General features: G+C 36.4%; 18 protein-coding genes. 8 read left to right on the top strand and 10 right to left on the bottom strand.

The window, feature by feature from the left end:
- Positions 1–69: 69 nt before the first annotated feature.
- Positions 70–900 (bottom strand): PhzF family protein, encoded by an 831-nt coding sequence (locus AC2G3J_RS13445; RefSeq protein WP_483770119.1) that lies wholly within the window; start codon positions 898–900, stop codon positions 70–72.
- Between the two features lie 181 nt (positions 901–1081).
- Here AC2G3J_RS13445 and AC2G3J_RS13450 point away from each other — a divergent pair, with 181 nt between their 5' ends.
- The gene (locus tag AC2G3J_RS13450) at positions 1082–1411 is read left to right on the top strand and encodes a DUF8200 family protein (protein ID WP_419360368.1); all 330 of its coding nucleotides are present in this window, start codon (positions 1082–1084) and stop codon (positions 1409–1411) included.
- A gap of 218 nt (positions 1412–1629) precedes the next feature.
- Here AC2G3J_RS13450 and AC2G3J_RS13455 read toward each other — a convergent pair whose 3' ends face one another.
- The gene (locus tag AC2G3J_RS13455; protein WP_034612245.1) at positions 1630–3021 is read right to left on the bottom strand and encodes an L-cystine transporter; all 1392 of its coding nucleotides are present in this window, start codon (positions 3019–3021) and stop codon (positions 1630–1632) included.
- A gap of 196 nt (positions 3022–3217) precedes the next feature.
- Here AC2G3J_RS13455 and AC2G3J_RS13460 point away from each other — a divergent pair, with 196 nt between their 5' ends.
- From AC2G3J_RS13460 to AC2G3J_RS13470, 3 genes are all read left to right on the top strand, one after another.
- A complete protein-coding gene (locus tag AC2G3J_RS13460; RefSeq protein ID WP_096733614.1) occupies positions 3218–3793 on the top strand; it encodes a flavin reductase family protein in 576 nt (191 codons plus the stop codon).
- 256 nt (positions 3794–4049) lie between these two features.
- Positions 4050–5234, top strand: a complete 1185-nt coding sequence (locus AC2G3J_RS13465; RefSeq protein WP_483770120.1) for a YbfB/YjiJ family MFS transporter — start codon at positions 4050–4052, stop codon at positions 5232–5234.
- A gap of 335 nt (positions 5235–5569) precedes the next feature.
- Positions 5570–6928 carry a nucleobase:cation symporter-2 family protein gene (locus AC2G3J_RS13470; protein WP_483770121.1) on the top strand — a complete coding sequence of 453 codons (1359 nt, stop codon included), beginning with the start codon at positions 5570–5572 and terminating at the stop codon, positions 6926–6928.
- A gap of 102 nt (positions 6929–7030) precedes the next feature.
- Here AC2G3J_RS13470 and AC2G3J_RS13475 read toward each other — a convergent pair whose 3' ends face one another.
- The 3 genes from AC2G3J_RS13475 to AC2G3J_RS13485 form a co-directional block, all read right to left on the bottom strand.
- The gene (locus tag AC2G3J_RS13475) at positions 7031–8275 is read right to left on the bottom strand and encodes an alpha/beta hydrolase family protein (protein ID WP_483770122.1); all 1245 of its coding nucleotides are present in this window, start codon (positions 8273–8275) and stop codon (positions 7031–7033) included.
- 147 nt (positions 8276–8422) lie between these two features.
- A complete protein-coding gene (gene ubiA, locus AC2G3J_RS13480; protein ID WP_419361313.1) occupies positions 8423–9301 on the bottom strand; it encodes a 4-hydroxybenzoate octaprenyltransferase in 879 nt (292 codons plus the stop codon).
- Positions 9302–9318: 17 nt separating this feature from the next.
- Entirely contained in the window at positions 9319–9816 is a 498-nt protein-coding gene (locus AC2G3J_RS13485) for a chorismate--pyruvate lyase family protein (RefSeq protein WP_336953864.1), read from the bottom strand.
- A 266-nt stretch (positions 9817–10082) separates the two neighbouring features.
- Between AC2G3J_RS13485 and AC2G3J_RS13490 the strand changes: the two genes are divergently transcribed.
- Complete coding sequence (locus AC2G3J_RS13490) at positions 10083–11621, top strand: DUF4139 domain-containing protein (protein ID WP_483770123.1); 1539 nt, start codon at positions 10083–10085, stop codon at positions 11619–11621.
- Between the two features lie 82 nt (positions 11622–11703).
- On the opposite strand, the gene rnk is transcribed toward AC2G3J_RS13490, so the two are convergent.
- From rnk to AC2G3J_RS13505, 3 genes are all read right to left on the bottom strand, one after another.
- On the bottom strand, positions 11704–12111 hold the full coding sequence (gene rnk / locus AC2G3J_RS13495; protein ID WP_234622805.1) for a nucleoside diphosphate kinase regulator: 408 nt from the start codon (positions 12109–12111) through the stop codon (positions 11704–11706).
- A gap of 257 nt (positions 12112–12368) precedes the next feature.
- Positions 12369–13622, bottom strand: a complete 1254-nt coding sequence (gene glyA / locus AC2G3J_RS13500) for a serine hydroxymethyltransferase (RefSeq protein WP_483770124.1) — start codon at positions 13620–13622, stop codon at positions 12369–12371.
- A 160-nt stretch (positions 13623–13782) separates the two neighbouring features.
- Complete coding sequence (locus AC2G3J_RS13505; RefSeq protein ID WP_419328635.1) at positions 13783–15009, bottom strand: alpha/beta hydrolase family protein; 1227 nt, start codon at positions 15007–15009, stop codon at positions 13783–13785.
- A 631-nt stretch (positions 15010–15640) separates the two neighbouring features.
- Between AC2G3J_RS13505 and AC2G3J_RS13510 the strand changes: the two genes are divergently transcribed.
- The 3 genes from AC2G3J_RS13510 to AC2G3J_RS13520 all read left to right on the top strand — a co-directional run bounded on the left by AC2G3J_RS13510 (position 15641) and on the right by AC2G3J_RS13520 (position 17748).
- Positions 15641–16342, top strand: a complete 702-nt coding sequence (locus tag AC2G3J_RS13510) for a 3'-5' exonuclease (RefSeq protein ID WP_336953867.1) — start codon at positions 15641–15643, stop codon at positions 16340–16342.
- 85 nt (positions 16343–16427) lie between these two features.
- Entirely contained in the window at positions 16428–17114 is a 687-nt protein-coding gene (locus AC2G3J_RS13515) for a hypothetical protein (protein WP_483770125.1), read from the top strand.
- 343 nt (positions 17115–17457) lie between these two features.
- A complete protein-coding gene (locus AC2G3J_RS13520) occupies positions 17458–17748 on the top strand; it encodes a hypothetical protein (RefSeq protein WP_336953869.1) in 291 nt (96 codons plus the stop codon).
- Positions 17749–17833: 85 nt separating this feature from the next.
- On the opposite strand, the gene AC2G3J_RS13525 is transcribed toward AC2G3J_RS13520, so the two are convergent.
- Both AC2G3J_RS13525 and AC2G3J_RS13530 read right to left on the bottom strand, forming a co-directional pair.
- Positions 17834–18061, bottom strand: a complete 228-nt coding sequence (locus tag AC2G3J_RS13525) for a hypothetical protein (protein ID WP_336953870.1) — start codon at positions 18059–18061, stop codon at positions 17834–17836.
- 1218 nt (positions 18062–19279) lie between these two features.
- Positions 19280–19636 carry a roadblock/LC7 domain-containing protein gene (locus tag AC2G3J_RS13530; protein ID WP_336953871.1) on the bottom strand — a complete coding sequence of 119 codons (357 nt, stop codon included), beginning with the start codon at positions 19634–19636 and terminating at the stop codon, positions 19280–19282.
- Positions 19637–20014: the final 378 nt, after the last annotated feature.

The raw sequence follows: 20014 nt of genomic DNA on the forward strand, positions 1-20014 counted from the left end.
TTTTGAAAAAAGAGCCGTTTATTTCAACGGCTTTTGTAATGATTTGAACATGTCTATCTTAAAATCAATTTAAATAAAAATCTCAGCTTGCATAAATAACTGTGCATAGCCTGAAATTTCTATACGTTGACTATCCTGAATAGCACAAAACAATTTTCCACCGCGCGCTGATGCCTGATAACCAATAAGTTGTGTTTTACCTAGCTTTTCAGCCCATAAGGGCGCTAGACCAGTATGCATTGAACCTGTTACAGGATCTTCATCTATTCCTTTATGTGGAGCAAAATAGCGAGCAACATAATCATAATCGTTTGAAGCTGCGGTAATGGTCACATCATAGCCTGCAGACTCAGCAGTTAATGCGGTACTCACATGATACTGTTCTGCAATTTTTCGGATATTGGTTAAGTTTGGTGTTGCATCAATCACATCTTGTGCAGATTCACAAATTAAAATATACGCTTGCGCATTGAGGTAGACTTCTTTAAAAGGCTGATCAATGACATGATTCAATAACGCTGGATAATCGATCACTTTTTGTGGCTGTCGAATCGGGAAATTCATCAGGATCTTTCCATCCTCAGCTTGCTGGATGATAAAAATACCCAAATCTTTAACATGAAAATGAATCGTCTTCGCTTGGGTATAGTCTTTAAATAAAACAAATGCTGAAGCTAAGGTTGCATGCCCACAAAAATCGACTTCAACCTGTGGTGTAAACCAGCGAATTTGATAATTTTCATCATCCATGCGTTTGACAAAAGCAGTTTCTGCCAAATTATTTTCTAAGGCAATATTTTGCATCAGAGCATCATCCAGCCAGTCATCTAAGACCAATACAGCAGCAGGGTTGCCCTTAAACAATTCTTGTGTAAAAGCATCAACTTGGTACATTTTCATTGTCAAAACTCCTCATTTTAATCTATTCTAAGCAATACTAAAAATGATTACAGATACAGTCTAAGTTTTAAAATGGTTACAGTTGAAGCTTGATCGTATTGACCATTCAAAATACACCTGTTTTATAGATTCATTTGAAGTTTATAATCTTTCCTAGATCAATAATGATGGAATAAGCACGATGAAAATAAGCATAAAACTCAAAAGCGTCGTTATAAGCAGCCTAATCCTATGTTCTCCACTGACTTTTGCAGCCGATACCATTTGGATTGCTGGAACCACACATAAAGGGACAGTTACCGTACCTATAGAGAATGGCCCTAATGTGGTTTGGAAATGCGATGGTACTGTATGTCGAATGTCTGGTCCTTGGGGCAATCAACTTTCAATCGACTCATGCCAAAGTTTGGTCTCTCGAATTGGAAAAATCACCTTCTATAAAAATTCTGCTGGAAAAATTTGGACAAAAAATTCAAAAGAATTGGCTGAGTGTAATCAAGCTGCAAAATAGAACGCTTTAGCACTAGCAGACCATCATATTTATCAGAAATATGATCGTGATAAACTGCTATTTATAGTCGTGAATACTCTGACTTGTTTTAATAAATCAGCGTGTAATGAATATGCATTTAATGAATCAGAGTTTGACTGATAAACTTTAGTTGAAAAAAAACACCTAAATGTAATTTAGGTGTTTTTTATGGCGTTTAAATAATATTGAAAAATAGGTTAACTATGTTTTAACTCTTCTCTCTCATCTGAAAGCAAAATGCTTTGATCTGTCTGCCCCATCAATTGACTGGTCACAACACCTGCAGTCATCGAACCATCAACATTTAACGCAGTACGCCCCATATCAATCAAAGGTTCAATGGAAATCAGCAAAGCCACCAAAGTTACGGGTAAACCCATAATCGGTAAAACAATCAGTGCAGCAAAGGTTGCACCACCACCGACACCTGCAACGCCAATTGAACTTAAAGTCACTACGCAAGCTAAAGTTAAAATCCAGATCGGATCAAGTGGATTAATCCCTACTGTTGGGGCAACCATCACCGCAAGCATCGCAGGATATAGACCCGCACAACCATTTTGTCCAATCGTTGTACCAAATGAAGCAGAAAAGCTAGCAATAGACTCAGGCACACCCAAACGGCGAGTTTGTGCTTCAATATTTAATGGAATACTTGCAGCACTCGAACGGCTGGTAAAAGCAAAGGTTAATACAGGTAAAACCTTTTTAAAGAAGCGGATTGGGTTAACGCCTGTCAGCAACAATACAATTGCATGTACTGCAAACATGATGGCTAGCCCCAGATAAGAGGCAACCAAAAAACCACCAAGATTAACAATATCAGCGGCTTTAGAACTTGCTACGACTTTCGTAATCAAGGCAAATACACCATAAGGTGTAAGCGTCATCACCAATCGAACTAACTTCATCACCCACGCTTGCAAAGTATCAATTGCAGTGACGATACGTTGGCCTTTTTCGGCATCATCTCTGATCAGGTTAAGCCCTGCCAAACCGAGCATCGTAGCAAAGATCACCACACTAATGATTGAGGTTGGATGTGCCCCAGTGAGTTCAGCAAATGGATTTGTTGGCAAAAAAGATAAAATAAAATCAGGTACATTTAAGTCTGTGACTTTACCAATATATTCAGATTGAATTGCTTCAAGACGTGCTGTTTCCTGTGTCCCTTGTACAAGACCAGCCGCACTTAATCCAAATAGATTGACCACAAACACGCCAACCAAAGCGGCAATAAATGTGGTAATTAGTAATGTACCAATGCTAAAAATACTAATCTTGCCTAAGGAGGATGCATTATGTAACTTAATCACAGCACTCAGGATCGAGACCAGCACTAATGGCATCACCACCATTTGTAAAAGCTTAACATAACCATTTCCAACGATATTAAACCATTGAATAGACTCAGTTAAAATTTCAGAATTTGTACCATAAACCCAATGTAATCCTAGCCCAAATACCACACCTAAACATAAACCGGCAAACACTTTTTTAGCCAGACTCCAATCTGTCTTTCTGGTTTGCATCAGCAGTATGATCAAGGCAATGAATATGACAATATTCAAAATGAGCGTATAGTTCATTCGAGTTCCAATAGTTTTGATCGTTTTATTATAAGCTTATTGTGAAATATCAAATAGTCTTTAGCATTTTTTGATATTTAAGTGTTGTTTTCTCAACATGTACTATTAATAATAAAAACATTACTTTAGCTTACTCATGAATTTTTTGTATAAGCTTATACAAATAAAGACTAACACCCAGAATATAGGCCATCTTATGAATTCACATATCCAAACTGTTGAACTTTCTAAGGCTTATCGCCTGTTAAATCACGGTCCAACCGTGCTTGTCTCAGCCCAGTATGAAAACGAAAACAATGTTATGGCAGCAGCTTGGGCTTGTGCCCTAGAACTTGTGCCTGCCAAAGTGAGTGTGGTTTTAGACAAAAGTACAAAAACTCGTGAATTAGTTGAAAAGTCAGGGCATTTCATCCTACAGGTACCGACACTCAAACAACTTAAACTGGTACAACAATTAGGCTCAATCAGTCAGTTTAATGACCCTGAAAAACTCTCACACTGCCATACGCCACTTTTCCAATTTGAGGGATTTCAGCTCCCTGCGGTTGAAGGCTGCGCTGCATGGTTGATCTGTGAACTGATTCCTGAACCGCATAATCAACAAAGCCATGATTTATTTATAGGCAAAGTCGTCGCTGCGTATGCGGATGATCGCGTATTCCGAAATGGTCACTGGTATTACCATGAAGTTGGTGCTGAATGGAAAAGCCTACATCATGTTGCAGGTGGACATTACTATACGATCGGAGACCCTGTAGATGCCAATCTATAAGCTTAATCCTTACGAATTTTTGCTTGTCGATGGGTCAATCTGTTTTAAATCATGTTCAATTCATAATTGTACAATGATCTAAAGTGACTGAGCCCTTGATCTTAATCATACATATCCTGCAATAAGCTCGGATTTTACCAACTGGTTAAGTTGTGTGAATAAGCCCTGATTATTCCCAAACTAAATACTGATTATTTATTGTCATTTTTTTAAATTCACCTTAAGGTAAATTAACGGAAAATGGATAATCTGCACAATGACCAAGATCGGATCAAATAAAATTCAGCTGAGTATCTTTCTATGCCTGTGTATGTGTTTAGGCATTGGTATTCTCCGATTTTCCTATACTGCATTATTGCCCTCTACCCGTCTTGCTTATCATTGGGACTCCAGTTTTGCCAGTATCTTAAGCAGTGCAAATTTGTTGGGGTATTTAATTGGTGCATTTTGGGCAATGAAACTGCCTCAAAACTTTACCATGCCTCGATATATCATTTTGGCGGCATTTTCTGGAACGGTGAGTTTACTCAGTTGTGCTTTTTCAGGTCTTCCCGAAAGCTGGTATGTCTTTTGGCGTGTCATTTCAGGCATCAGTGGTGGCTTATTGATGATCCTAGCACCGAGTATTGTTGCACATTGCAGCAAAGCTGAAGAACGTTTAACCATCAACTTTATTGGCTTTAGCGGTATTGGCATCGGAGTATTATTGGCAACCCTGTTTTTGCCTTATCTCGACAGAATCAACACACAATCTGCATGGATGATTTTATTTGCATTCTCTGCTGTCATTTGTTTGATCATTGTTTATTTACTCAATCTATTTAAAGATCTTCTAGATCATATCAGCGTAGCAAACAATCAAACGGGGACAGTCAATGGTATGTATTTTAGTTTGCTGATTGTCTATGCTTCAAGCGCTTTTGCCTATGTTCCCCACTCATTGTTTTGGATTGATTATCTTAAAAACACCCTGCATCTTAATCTATATCTAATTAACTTGAATTGGATTTTGTATGGTTCAGGCAGTGCCTTAGGTGCAATCAGTGCTTACTTACTGGCACGAAAATTTGGCAATTTTACCGCATTAAAAATATTATATAGCCTATATGTTTTAGCGATCTTGATTGCTATTTTTTCAACCCATCCAATCCTTACCTATACCTCATCCTTTTTTACAGGCTTGCTTAATCCTGCTGTGGTTTTCCTTACCTCATATACCATTTTACACCTTTATCATGTGGCCTATAAAAAACTATGGAGCATAGCAACATTAGCTTTTGCTGTGACTCAATTGGTTGGTGGAATCTGTTTTAGTAGCTTGCAACATTGGGGTGTTTCCTATCATCAGCAATTTATACTTGCCTCAGGTGTACTCGCTGTAGGTACAGCACAATTTTTCATCTATTCTCTAACCCATCAAACACAACTGCGTAAAAGCTAAAATAAATGATCATGTTCTGTGAATCATATTGCTATTAAAAGCTTCTCCTCCCCTTTGAAGAAGATCAGGATGAGGGTGCTTTATCTTAATCTATGCTTTAAAAAAGGACAGATGAAAGAAGCCTAGTGCTTCGTTTTAGAATCGCGCCAATCTAAACACGCTAAGCCTTATCCACCGTAAAATAATCGACTTTGCACAAAGAAATAATTTAAATATCAACCTCAAACACATAAGTTTTAGCTTTCACTTAAAGCACTTTGCTCACAGTTATTGACCATTTGGCATATAAATTGCTCTTTGTAATGCAGGGATGGCAAAGTCATAAAGGTTTTAAGATGAATACTGAAATTAAAAAAATTCAACCTGAAGATGAAGTTTTAAGTGCGGGAAAGAACCTGACATTTGGTTTACAGCATGTACTCACCATGTATGGTGGTCTGATTGCAGCACCTTTGGTCGTAGGTACGGCGATTGGTTTAAATGCAGCTGAAATTGCCTTATTAATTACGGCATCTATTCTTGTGGGTGGTTTGGCAACATTACTACAAACACTTGGACTAAAGTGGTTTGGTGCAAAACTTCCAATTGTACAAGGCACTTCATTTGCTGCTGTCGCAAGCATGATCGCGATTGGTACAACTGGGGGCAATATCCAAACGATTTTTGGTGCTGTGATTGTCAGTTCAATTTTCGGGATATTGATTACTCCCTTTTTCTCAAAAATAGTGCGTTTCTTTCCACCGATTGTGACGGGTTCAATTATTACCATTATTGGGATTTCACTTTTACCTGTTGCAATCCGCTGGATTATGGGCGGTAACCCTAAAGCACCCGAATGGGGCTCACTGGAAAATATAGGGATTGCAGCCTTTACCCTCGGTGTACTACTTGTGGTGAGCCGCTTTGGTTCAGCCACAATGGCGCGCCTAGGCGTACTCATTTCAATTATTGTTGGTGCAATTTTTACCATCCTGCTTGGTGTTGCTGACTTTTCAAAAGTGGGCAATGGTGATTTATTTGCTTTCCCACATCTATTTGCTTTTGGTCTACCCAGCTTTGAAATGTCCGCGATCTTAACCATGTGTATCGTGACCATCGTGATCCTTACTGAAACAACAGCCAGCCTATTAGCGATTGGTGAAATTGTTGATACAAAAATGGATAGTCATCGTTTGGCAGATGGTTTAAGAGCTGACATGCTATCTTCTGCGATTGCGCCATTATTTGGTTCATTTATGCAATGTGCTTTTGTCCAAAACGTGGGACTGGTTGCCATTTCAGGTGTGAAAAGCCGTTTTGTCGTAGCAACGGGTGGTGCTATTTTAGTTGTACTGGGTTTATTACCGATTTTTGGACGCTTAATTGCTGCGATTCCGATGCCTGTTTTAGGTGGCGCGGGTATTGTTTTATTTGGTAGTGTTGCAGCAAGCGGTATTCGTACATTATCTAAAGTGGATTATCAAACCCAATCCAATCTCATCATCGTTGCTGTGTCAATCTGTGTCGGCTTAATCCCTTTAATCAGCCCTGATTTCTTTCATGCCTTTCCCAAAGTATTTCAAACTTTATTTCATTCAGGAATAAGCGCAACGTGTATAGCAGCAGTATTACTCAATATTTTCTTTAATCACCTTTCATTAGGTAAAAAACCTGTTCGATCTTCGGTAAAAAATGTACAAACGGCCATACATTGAGATAAAAAAAGCAGAGCTTTAATAAAAGCTCTGCTTTTTTACTTACCACGCTCTATTTAACCGCCAAGAAAAGCAAATGACTGAATGCTTCTCTTAAAACCATTATTTTGTGGTTGGCATATGCTTTTTAATAAAGGCAACCAATTCAGGATTTTTTTCAACAATCGCTTGAGTATGGCTGGCATCTTTCACAGGTAAGAACGTTACATCTGTACCCATATCTTTTAAACGTTGTTGCAATCCTTCCGTCACAGGATAAGGCACTGCCATATCAGCAGTCCCCTGGATAATCATCACAGGACTATTAATTTTTTTGGTTGCAGGTTGGTTCTCAGCTAAGAATTTTTTTACTGTCGGATTTTCTTGGAAATTATCGACCAATCCAGGATAGTCTAAAACAGTTTTTCCTCCATTCTTAACAATATAATCACGGATATCATCGGCAAATTTATTATGCAATTCATCTAGACATAAGCCATTTTCACCTGTGGAACCTTCCGCAAATTCTGCAATATTTTTTGAACGATCTTTAAAAACTTCTCGATAATTAAACTTAGGCTCATAAGCGGTCACACCAACTGTGGTATAAGCAGCGTATGCCAATAATTCTGCATAAACTTCAACAGCAGTCCCTACTGGAGCTGTTCCAGCTTGTTCCTTTTGAAGAATATCTCGAATCGCTTGCGGCGCAACGACAGAAATAATATAACCCAAACTTGAGGCAGGTGCGCCTGCGACAGCACCTTTATAATTGGCATCACTATTGGAAAGCTCAGCAGTTCCTAAAGAACCATGCCCACCCTGCGATTGCCCGACAGACATCCATTGACCATTGATCTGATTACCATAGCGCTCTTTATATGCTTTCACTGCATAAATCGCTGAGTTAGCCTCACTCTTTAGATTTAAATACGGATGCATACCTGGTGTACCCAAGCCTTCATAATCTGGAGCAATAATTACATAACCTTCATTTAACAGGCTTTGCGCCATATTTTTAAATCGTGGGTTAAATTTATTTCTACTTGGGGCGCAACTATCACCAACGCCCACCGTGCCATGCTCCCAAACCACAACTTTCCAACCATCTGCAGGTCGTGTTGTTTTGGGGATGAAAACCATCGCTGTGGCTTTCTTGGTTTCACCAAGTACATTTGGCATATTATAAGTCATGACTTTGACCGATGTAGCCTCATTGATTACATCAGAATTATATGTATTTTCAGATACATAATCCTTATTTGAACCCCAATTATTCCAGTTATCATCATCATCATTACATGCAGTCAATAATAATGCTGAACCGCAAGTAATAGCTAATAGTGTCCGTTTAAATCCTACTTTCATTAAAAAGTCCTCAGTTTTTATTGTTTGAACAGCTCCCTGTTCACCACTAATTAAGCATAAAAAAAAGCATCTTGCTAGAATGCTTTTAACTAAATAGTAAAATAATAGATAAATATAGATTGTAATCTTAAATTTAAATTCAAAAAATCAAATTAATGCAATAAAAATTCCAATAAAGATGATTAAACCAACCCAACGATTGTGCCTAAATGCCCAAAAGCATAATTGTGGATCACGATCTTTAGTTTTTGACCATTGATAAATGAAATCAGCAACAACCAATAATAATGTAATCAAGCCAAACGGAATCAATATGTTTTCTAAATATAATGCCGAACCAATCAACAATACACTGGTCAATTGCAACAAAGAGATGATTTCAATATCATATTTTCCAAAAAGAATAGCTGTTGATTTGACCCCAATTTTTAAATCATATTCACGGTCTGTAATTGCATATTGAGTATCGTAAGCCACTGTCCATGCTAAATTCCCAAAATAAAGCAACCAACAGGTCCAATCTAAGGGTTTTCCCATTGCAGTAAATGACATCGGAATCCCCCAAGAAAATGCCATTCCTAACACCACTTGCGGTAAATGGGTATAACGCTTCATAAATGGATAAATAAATGCAAGCACTAATCCTGCAAGTGCGCAATAAAAAGTCGCAATCGGTAAGAAGAATAATGTACAGGCACTCGCTGCAACCAAGCCAATAAAGACCCAAATCGCTTCTTTAGCAGAGATGACTCCAGTTGCGAGTGGACGATGTTTAGTCCGCTCTACATGGGCATCTACTTTACGATCAGCAAAATCATTGATTGCACAACCCGCAGCACGCATAAAGATGGTTCCTAAGACCATTGCAACCAGCGTTACAATATCTGGAATTCCATCTGCAGCAATCCATAATGCCCACATGGTGGGCCACAAAACCAATTCTGTTCCAACGGGTTTATCAAAGCGACATAGATAATAATAAGCTTCTAACCGTTGTCGCCAAGTGGTTTGTTGCGCTATCGACATGACAGTCCTTAAATACTCTATTTTGAAATATTCTGTTGATGTAAAAATTGCTCAAAAGCAGGTAAAAAAGTTTCTTGAACAATAAATTTACAACCATGCCAAGTATAACAACTTTGCCGCGTCCAACCTTCTTCTAATTTTAAAACACGGCGTTCACATAACGGATTGGTACGTTGAAATAAATATTTTCCGATTGGCTGCGTTCGGATGTGCTTAAACAAACGTGCTTTGCCATGGATACTTAAAATGGGAAATATACTTTTTGCCTTGACCCAAGGTTGTTCATCACAACCAAATAAATAACTTTCACGCACCCAGGAGGTGTGTTGATGCGACATTAGCATCCATTGACTATCTAACAAGGTCATTCTTTGATAATGCTCATGAATCGGTTGAACTTTAAATCGCCCACCTGCTGCCTCAGTCAATTGTTGAGTCAGCGAACCTTGTGCATACAACCATGCTTTTAATTCAGGAGGAAATTTCTTATCCCGTATTGTGCATGATTGTTTCAATGTTCAGCCCTTCAATTTTTGGATGACTCAGTGTAACTTAATTTTTTTAATTTGTTTGACTTGATCTTGCAATTATTCAAAACTAGCTGAAAAATCCATCAAGTTAAATAAAAATAAGCTTTCTCTTAGGTCTAAAATTTAGCCAATCCTCAATACTCAATTACGTTCAAGCATCCTTAAATGCTTATATCACTATTTTGATTTGTATGACTTTCTGCTACATTTTAGCTTTAAAATTAATCGAATGTATTTTAGGGCCCCTCATAATGAATATAAAAACAGCACTCCAACTCACTATTTTATGCGCTCCTTCAACATATTGTTTTGCGCTTAACTTATCCAACGCCCCCATTCAACAAGTCACCCTGTATCCCACACTGGCAAAAATCGAACGAAGCTTTCCAGTACAAGCAGGAGAACAACTCATTACACTAAATGGGCTTGCAGCAAACTTCAATATAGACCAATTGCAATATCAAAGTAGCAATATTGAAGTCAATGCTGTGTCTCATACAGATAGTGCAATTGATAAACCTGCAGGAAATGAATCTGCTCAATTACGTCATCACATTGAAAGCATAAAAAAACAGATTTCTGAACAAAACTCGATTATTCAAGCTGCTGAATTACAAAATAAGTTCTTAGAAAATGTCATTAAAGGTTCCGCGCCAAAAGTCCGTAAACAGGCTTACGAGGCTTTTATTGCCATTGACCAAGCCAAGGCCGAGAAAGAAAAATTACAACAACGCTTACAAGAGCTTGAACAGGATCTAAATGCCATTGGAGATAGTGAGTTTAATCAGCGAACACTAAAATTTTATGTCAATGCCCCACAACGGGGTGAAATTAAAATTAGCTATATGGTTCCTTATGCACGCTGGCAGCCGATCTATAAAGCTGAGTTAAACACCCAAACCAAGCAAATCAAGCTGACACGTATGGCAATGATTGCTCAAAAAACTGGTGAAGACTGGAACAATGTTAAATTGGCATTATCCACAGCAACCCCACAAAACTATATTCAACAAGTTCAACCCCAACAATGGTGGGTAAACTATTATGAACCAGAACCAGTACGACCAATTTATCCAGCACCCGCACCTATTGCAATGGCTGAAATGAGTTATGATAGAAAGTCCACTGCCGCAGTAAAAAAATCGCCCCCTCAATTTCCACAGTTTCAAACGGCTGATTTAAATTTTAGTACTGAATTTCGTTCAGAAACCAAAGCATCCATTCCAAGCAGCCAACAACAAATCTATTTACCTTTAAGTACTGAACAATATGCGGCTAAACTTTCAGTTTGGGCGATTCCAAAACAGAGTACTCAAGCCACAATTAATGCTGAAATTTCAAAACTTGATCAAAATTGGCCTTCTGGAATTGTAAAACTATATCGTGATGGCGACTATATTGGGCAAAGAGCTTGGAGCAATAGCGCAGATGAAGCACTTCAAATGAGCTTTGGTACAGATGATCAAATTCAAGTTAAAGTCACTGATTTAACCGACAAAACAAATCCAGTCAAAGGTACTCAATCTGAAACCATACGAAAACAGCAATATTCAGTACAGAACCTGCATAACTATCCAATTCAGGTTACGATTTTTGAACCTGAACCACAAAGCCAGAACGGTAAACTCAGCACTCAATCGACCTATAATATTCCACCGACTGCAACACAATGGAATGGACAACCCAATATCAACCAATGGCAAATTGATTTAAATCCGAAACAGATTTATAAATTAGATATTCAACATCAATTTAAATATCCAAGCAAAGGGAGAACTTCAGGGTTTTAACTTTCGGTTTTTATACAAAATTTAGCCCAGTGATTACTGGGCTTTAATTTGGTCACGTAAATATCATTAATTTTGACATTTATTAGAGATAATCGCCTTCTCTTTCTGGCTGATACAATATTTTTTCAATTTTTACTTTCATCAAATGACCATCTGGCTGTGGCCATTCAATTTCCTGCCCTTCTGCCAATCCAAGAATTGCAGTACCTACAGGTGCAACAACATTGACCTGCCCTGTCTCACCACGAAAATCATGTGGATAAACCAAAGTAATTTCGGTTGCTTCCGTCGATGGTGCAATGGTGATTAAGACTTTTGCATTCATGGTTACTACATTTGGAGGCATATCTTGAGGCGCAACCACATCTGCTCGCGCCAATTCCTCTTCTAAATGTTGCATCGTCACAGTCAACTTCGACTGATGTTCCAACATCGTTTCTAAGCGATGTAAATCTTGTTCTGAAATAATAATATTTGGTTTACTAGCCATGTGCCTAATTCCTTCGATCTTTCACATCATTTGGGTATAGCAGCGATGTTTATAATGGGTCTGTTGACATTTTATAAATAAATTAAGCCACAAGCCGTAAACTACAGCATGCAACCTATATGTCGGAAACATGAAACGAAGTATCAATAAACTCCCATAATCTACTTCTTTTATAACAGATATTTACTTCGATGTTTAAGCTTATTGAACAACCATAAAAAAAGCCCCCTTGAGAGGAGGCCTTCTCAAGTTAATGCTTATTTAGCATAAACGGGGAATTTTGCACAAACCGTTTCAACTTTTGCTTTAACCGCATTGATCACAGCTTCATCACCTTTTGCATCGAGGATATCCGCAATCCAACCCGCCAAGTCGCGAACTTCCGCTTCACCAAAACCACGTGTTGTTACTGCTGGCGTACCGATACGGATACCTGAAGTAACAAATGGAGAACGTGGATCATTTGGTACAGCATTTTTGTTTACAGTAATATGAGCAGCGCCTAACCAAGCATCAGCATCTTTACCTGTCACATCTTGCTTAATTAAAGACAACAAGAATAAATGGTTTTCTGTACCACCAGATACAACATCATAACCACGTGAAATCAATACTTCAGCCATTGCTTTAGCATTTACAACCACTTGTTTTTGATATTCTTTGTATTCAGGCATCATTGCTTCTTTAAAGCAAATTGCTTTTGCTGCTATAGCATGAACCAATGGACCACCTTGGTTACCAGGGAATACAGCAGATTGAAGTTTTTTCTCAATTTCTTCGTTTGCTTTTGCAAGGATTAAACCAGAACGAGGGCCGCGCAAAGTTTTATGCGTAGTTGTCGTTGTTACATCAGCAATTTGCACTGGGCTTGGATACACACCTGCTGCAACTAGACCAGCAACGTGAGCCATATCTACAAATAAATATGCACCAACTTTATCCGCAATTTCGCGGAAACGTTGCCAATCTATAATTTGGCTATATGCAGAGAAACCCGCAACAATCATACGAGGTTTATGCTCTACTGCTAAACGTTCAACTTCTTCGTAATCAATTTCACCAGTTTCTGTATTTAAACCATATTGAACAGCATTATATGATTTACCAGAGAAGTTGACTTTAGCACCATGGGTCAAATGACCACCATGTGCCAAGCTCATACCTAAAACAGTATCACCTGGGTTGAGTAAAGCAAGATAAACTGCTGAGTTTGCTTGAGAACCTGCGTGTGGCTGAACATTTGCATAGTCAGCACCAAATAATGCTTTAGCACGATCGATCGCCAATTGTTCGATCACATCAACATATTCACAACCGCCATAATAGCGCTTGCCAGGATAACCTTCCGCATATTTGTTAGTGAGTTTTGACCCTTGTGCTTCCATAACAGCTGGTGAGCAATAGTTTTCAGATGCGATTAACTCAATATGAGCTTCTTGACGGGCATCTTCTTGAGTGATTGCTTGAGCAATTTCTGGATCAAATTCAGAAATAGAGATATTGGCGAACATTAGCGAGGTCCTATGAATTAGGGCTTTTAAGCCGTGCTAAGATTGCGCGTATTGTAGCATGAAGTTTGTAATTAAACAGAATGAAGTTTACTCCGTTTTAAATAAAAATGGCTCATGTTGAAAACATAAGCCATTTGCTAAAACCTACAATTTAAAATAGTTATTGTGCTGCAAACATTCCTTTTACATCAGCCACAATATTATCGATATTTAAGGCATAAGCTGTACTATGATCCCAAGCAGGATTGGTAATATAATTCACAGGTGTTGCCAGTGCTTTAGCTGTACCATATAAGGTATCTGTTGCCGCTTGAGGTACAGTGGTATCGGCTCCACCTTGGTAGATAATTACAGGCGTTTTGACTTGAACTTGTAAAGGTTGAGAATCTTTATTCAAGAAAGTTTGAACCACAGGTAGGGACATAAATGTATCTGTTTTTCTTGGATAATTTTTCAATGATCCATTGATTGCAACATACTGTCCCATTGCTCCCCCGAACTTATCGCCTAGTTGAGAAGAACAAACAGATTCTGCTTGTTTAGCAATCGCATCAGTCGGCACTTTAAAGACTTGGCTATAGTCTAAAGTTGGGTTTGCATTACGTAAGCCTGCCGCGATCAGAGCGGTAAACGTATCTAAAGATGCATAAACTGGAATCTGTTTATCAGGCGTTGCATTTGCCACGCTAGATTCTCCAGCATTTAGGATCAAATTCAGTTGTGACGCAGGTGCGACAGCAACCGTACCTTTATAATCTAAGCTTGCACGATCTGCGTATTGTGCAGCCCCCAAAGCAGCTTGACCACCTTGCGAGTGTCCAACAGTCACCCATTGTTTCGATGCTTTGTTACCTAACCAATTACGGGTTGCAACCACAGCATCTGTAATTGAATAAGCTTCACTTTTTACATTTAAGAATGGATGGAGTTCAGTTCCACTCGGCTCGCCTAAACCTTCATAGTCTGGTGCAACAACCACATAGCCTTCCGCAAGGAATTTAGAAATCATTCCTTTAATATAAACATTTGTCTCATTACGGCTTGGCGCACATATATCAGCGACACCTGTTGTACCATGCGCCCAAACCACAATTGGCCAACCTGAAGCTGGTGGCGCAGTTTTAGGAGTAAATACCAATGACGTTGCTTGTACTTCTGTGCCCTTCACTCCCTTCATCTTATACGTCATCACCACACTATCTGCAGCAACAGCAGTAAAATCAGTCTTGCTATATGCTGTAGGTGTGCCAACAACAGGATTTGTAATGTTATTTACATCAGTATTTGACGGCGATTCATATGAACCTCCCCCACTACCACCATTCTTACATGCTGTTAAAACCAGTCCAGAACTTAAAATTAAAACCGTTAATAATTTTTTTTTCATGTGAGTTATCCTTAAAACACAATTTTTTAAAATTAATTTATACGAGCTTAAGCGTATAATTATTTTATCAATACGTCAAAAAAATATGTTAAGCAAGTTTTTTAATCCCGATTTTAAACATTGATTAAATATCATAAAGACCTGTAGCTCTTCAGCACTTAAATAAAGCCAAACAACTTTCTTATCAATTAATGTAAATACTACAGTTGGGAAGTGTTACATGACACACAAAAACTAAAACATAAAATAGAATACAACTTTGATTTCCCCCTAATTATTTGTATTTTTCACCTTATTCCCATAGCCCCCCTTGATAGATAAAAAAATGATCATGTTGGGTGAAGACTTTTGGTATTGAAAATTTCTTCTCATTTTAAGAGAAAGCTAGGATGAGGGGATTTTTATATTGATTTATAGTTTTAAAAAAGCTTTATCAAAGAAGCCTAATGCATTTAAGACAATTAAATTTGAATATTTTTCCGACTGCATGTATTTAAAAACCATAATTGAATAGGATTTAAGCAAAATCCAATGTTGATCTCGAATTTATATGACTTTAAATTGTATTTAGGGCCTAAAAAAGCTAGTTTAAGGAAGCTTTCCATTTATATATTGGTTGAGGAACAAAGGCATGCAAGCAATCATTTTAGATACTGAGACTCATACACTCAATGGCTTACCCATTGAAATTGCTTATGCGCCGATTCAAATTCAAGAAGGGAAATTGAGTCTAGATCGTGAACAAATGTTCGATCAGCTTTACAGTATTGGAAATGAAAAGATTTCTTTCGGCTCAATGGCTGTTCATCATATATTAGAATCAGATCTTACGAATCAACCAAATTTTTCCTGTTTTGAACTTCCTCAACAAACCCTTTACATCATTGGGCACAATATTGACTATGATATTCGCGCAATCCAACAATGTGGCGTAGATACAGCTCATATCAAAGCCATTTGTACACTTGCGCTTGCTCGTCTTGTTTGGCCTGATGCTGAAGCACACAATATATCAGCACTGATCTATATGATAAGTAAAGGCAGCGAAAAAGCACGTGAAATGTTAAAAGGTGCGCATCGTGCTGATGCAGATATTATTTTAACTGCAAACATCCTTATGCATATTATTTATCAATTGAAAATTCAAACAATTGAAGAATTATATGAAGCTTCAGAAGATGCACGTATCCCACGTAGTATTAACTTTGGAAAGCACCGTGGTACCGCTATTTCAGAATTACCTAAAGACTATGTACAATGGTTACTTCGTCAAGATGAGCTTGATCCATATTTACGCAAGGCTTTAGAGAATGCAAACATAGTCACACTTTAAGCTTGTGATTTGTAACAAGAAAGTCATATTAGTGTAATTTTCATTCTTTATTCTAGGGTCAATTTATTGGGGAATAATTTGACTCATGGATCACTATTTTAAAACTGACTTGGGAATTCAGGCATTAAAAAACCGCTCATTTCAACTCACTGCTCGCCAAAGACAGTTACTACTTCTGATTGGCACTGATGATTTTAAAATTTTAAAGAGTCCACTCAAACAAAGACTCGCAACACCAGAACTTATTCAGCAACTTGAAGAGTTAGGTTTAATTTTTCAGAATCATGCTGATCATTCATCTGAAATGAAGACAAAAATAACGCCTGAATCATTCAAGATAGAAAACTTACATCATTTAAATCAATGCACTAACCTTACTCCCCTACCTTTCCCAAAAGAAGTTGATAAATTAAAAAGTATTATCACTCAAAATCTGAATGAAAATACAAAATCAGCAGATTCACATACCACTACGCATGCTACCAACACAGTAATATCTGAAGAAGAAACACATGTTGAATCTACATCTGAGCTCATTTATATAAATTTTGATGACATCAAGCAAAAAATGTCTACCCTTCTACAAACTCATTGTGGACTGATGACAAAACAGTTGGTAATACAAATACAACAGGCCAAATCCATTCGAGATATTAAATTTTGCCAAATGCAATGGATTACCGCGCTTCAAGAAAGTCGAATTTCGCCACATGAATTAAACCTAACTATGCAACAGATCAATTATTCCTTACAACACCTACAATCATCTTAAAGCAATCATAAATATTGATTTCAATTTTACCCCTTAGAATGACAAATTTAGTGCTTTTAGCGTCATTCTAAGTCTTTTATCCAGTTTGGTATTTGGTTTTTTATATTGCGCTAATGATACCCAAAATAAGCTAGAGACAATGACAAATTTTAATAAATTAAAGAGTATGCTCAGTTTAGTAAGCATGGGGATATTATTTCAAATCAGCTCAACTAGAAATTTTTTTGTTATGATTTTAAACAACTTCCAAAGATTCATATCTATTTACAAAATCAAATTGTCTGTTTTACAAGCATTCTGTAGAATCAAAAGCCAACCTATTATTTAAAATAATTAGACAATTATGACGCAATATCTTACAAAATCGACAAATCAAACAGCTTTAGAACTTTCAAATTTTTATCCAACTTTTGAACAATGTTTAACGGCTGTATCCAATATTAAATATCAAAAAGATCTACGCATCAAAAATGATCCTATTTCTTCTCAACATATATTGGTCGAAAGCTATTATCTTGGGACGCTTAAAGATAAGTTAAAAATTGAAAAAAATGCAATTCAACATGCCAACCAAAATCGTTTGGCTTTGTATCACCTTGTTGCTGTGGTACTTAATCATTTTAAAACTGCTTAATTAATTTTATCCGACTATTAAAAACGATGACAAATAAAAACGTGTTAAGCTTCCAGCTAACACGTTTTTTAATTCATGGTCAAAATTAACTCACTTGTTCAATAATACGATATATGCTGTCACTTTCCTTGCTTTCAAAAAGCAATTCAATACTGGGTAGTATTTTTTCACCATCCACAATGATGTGATCAATTTTTTGGAACAAAGATAAATTTTCTGTGTCTTCATGCTCTTGTAGCTTGTTTAACCAAGCCATTGCATTCAGCTCATTGCTATATTGATCCTTGACCCTTACTGTAATCATTTCAGTCATTTTTGTGTCCTCTTTTTTATATACTGTTTTCTTATACCATGACATCACGCAATAATTATTTTGAAGTTGTTAGATTTTATGGCAATGTTAAAAAATAGCTACATTATAGTTTTTTATATTTATAAATCAATAAATTACTTTAAATACTTTGTGTAAATACAACCAAATTCAATTATTTCATGACATTTCAAAAAGAAAAGCCCGCATTTCTGCGAGCTTTTTATGTTGGAAAGCTAGTGCTTATTTTTTATTTGAACTGGAGTCACAAATTCAATAAGCCGTCATTGATCTGTCCAACTACTTCGTAGCGTCTTAGCGACCTACTGTAGTTTTAATATAGTCAGATGCATTTAGATCTGCAAGATGTAGCAACATTATTGAACGATATGACAGCAATTATTAAATTGAATATTTTTTTTATGAGTAGATAATAGGAAAGTTTGATTGATTATATCTATTGCGCGTTCAAACATGAAAAATCTAAATTACAATATTTCGTTAAAAAGGGTCTTATAAATTTGACCTACTAAATCGTCTATTCTGTTGATATTTTATCGATAATATTCTCTCTCATAAATCATTAAAAGCATCTATTTATAGCAGATTTCGTATATGGATTCTTATACTTAACAGCTATAGGATTTTTACAATGACTTCCCCCTCCACGTGATCTACACACTTTTTCTAAGCTTCCCTGCTGGTGCTATAATTCAATTAACTTTTTCAACATATGGGATACTGTCTAGACTGTGTGTACTTTAAATTTTCAGTTATCTGAATACCAAAACCTTCCCTTTCAATGTGATCATTCTTTGAAAAGGAAATTCAGCTTTTCTGAGTAATCTGATTAAAATGCTAAGTCCTAATGCAATGAGCATAACAAATATGATTAAAGCCTTATAATCGAGGATGTTCTTGATCATACGTGATCAAAATTTATCAAACATGACGTTGCTCATTCTAGCTGCAACTTTATGGTTAAAGATATTTTTTTATATTTGTAAATGATATTTTTATTTTCTAAAAACTTGAGAATTAAAATAGCCTCTCAACTCATCAAAATACTTTAAAAAAACATTGAGACTAATTAATTTTCATTTTTTAATAAAACTTTAATATTTAAACAATACTTTTACTATTAATTATTATCAATTTTTCAATTTAAATATCGTCACAAGGCTATCACGACAATATTGAAGCAATAGCCAAGTCTATATTTTAAGCGAAATCTAATTCTTTTTCAAAAATTCTAAGTTCATGCCGCGCCATAGCTAAATTAGATTTTTGGCGATCTAATACTAAATATAAAAATAGACTACTGTTTCTATCAAGTGGTCTCAATAAGTGATACTGCTTTCCTAATGTAATTAAAATATCATCAATCGTGTCGCGTAAATTTAAAGCTTCTGCTGTTTTCATTTTAGCTCTTAAAACTTCAGTATTTCCAGCAGCGGCAAGTTCCAAATCAATTCCTGTTCCATGTGCTGCTAAAGATAAACCACTTGTACTATCTACAAGCGCTGCTGCTGTGAATCCGTCAATTTCTGTTAAAGCTGTTAAGTCAATTTTAGCCATTTATATGTGCCTTTTATTAAAAAGAGATAATATGAGCCACTTCTAAAGCACCCTCATGTTTAAAAAATACCACAAAATTATAATAAAATATTATTTTATTATAATAATTTGTAACTTTTTTTAATATAAACAAATAATTATCTCTATATTACTTCACAAGTGAAATATTTAACTCAACACAAAAATTTATTAATATGAATTTATATTCAATAAAAACAATGAATAGAAATATAAATAAAATACTTATTTATAGATCAATTTAAAACACCATAATTTAAAAAAAATAAAACCCTTCAAATACAATGATTTGAAAATTAAATAAAATAAAAAATCAATGTTCCATAGACAATATATTTCCATATATACACCACTTATCAA

Source organism: Acinetobacter legionensis, from assembly GCF_057165765.1.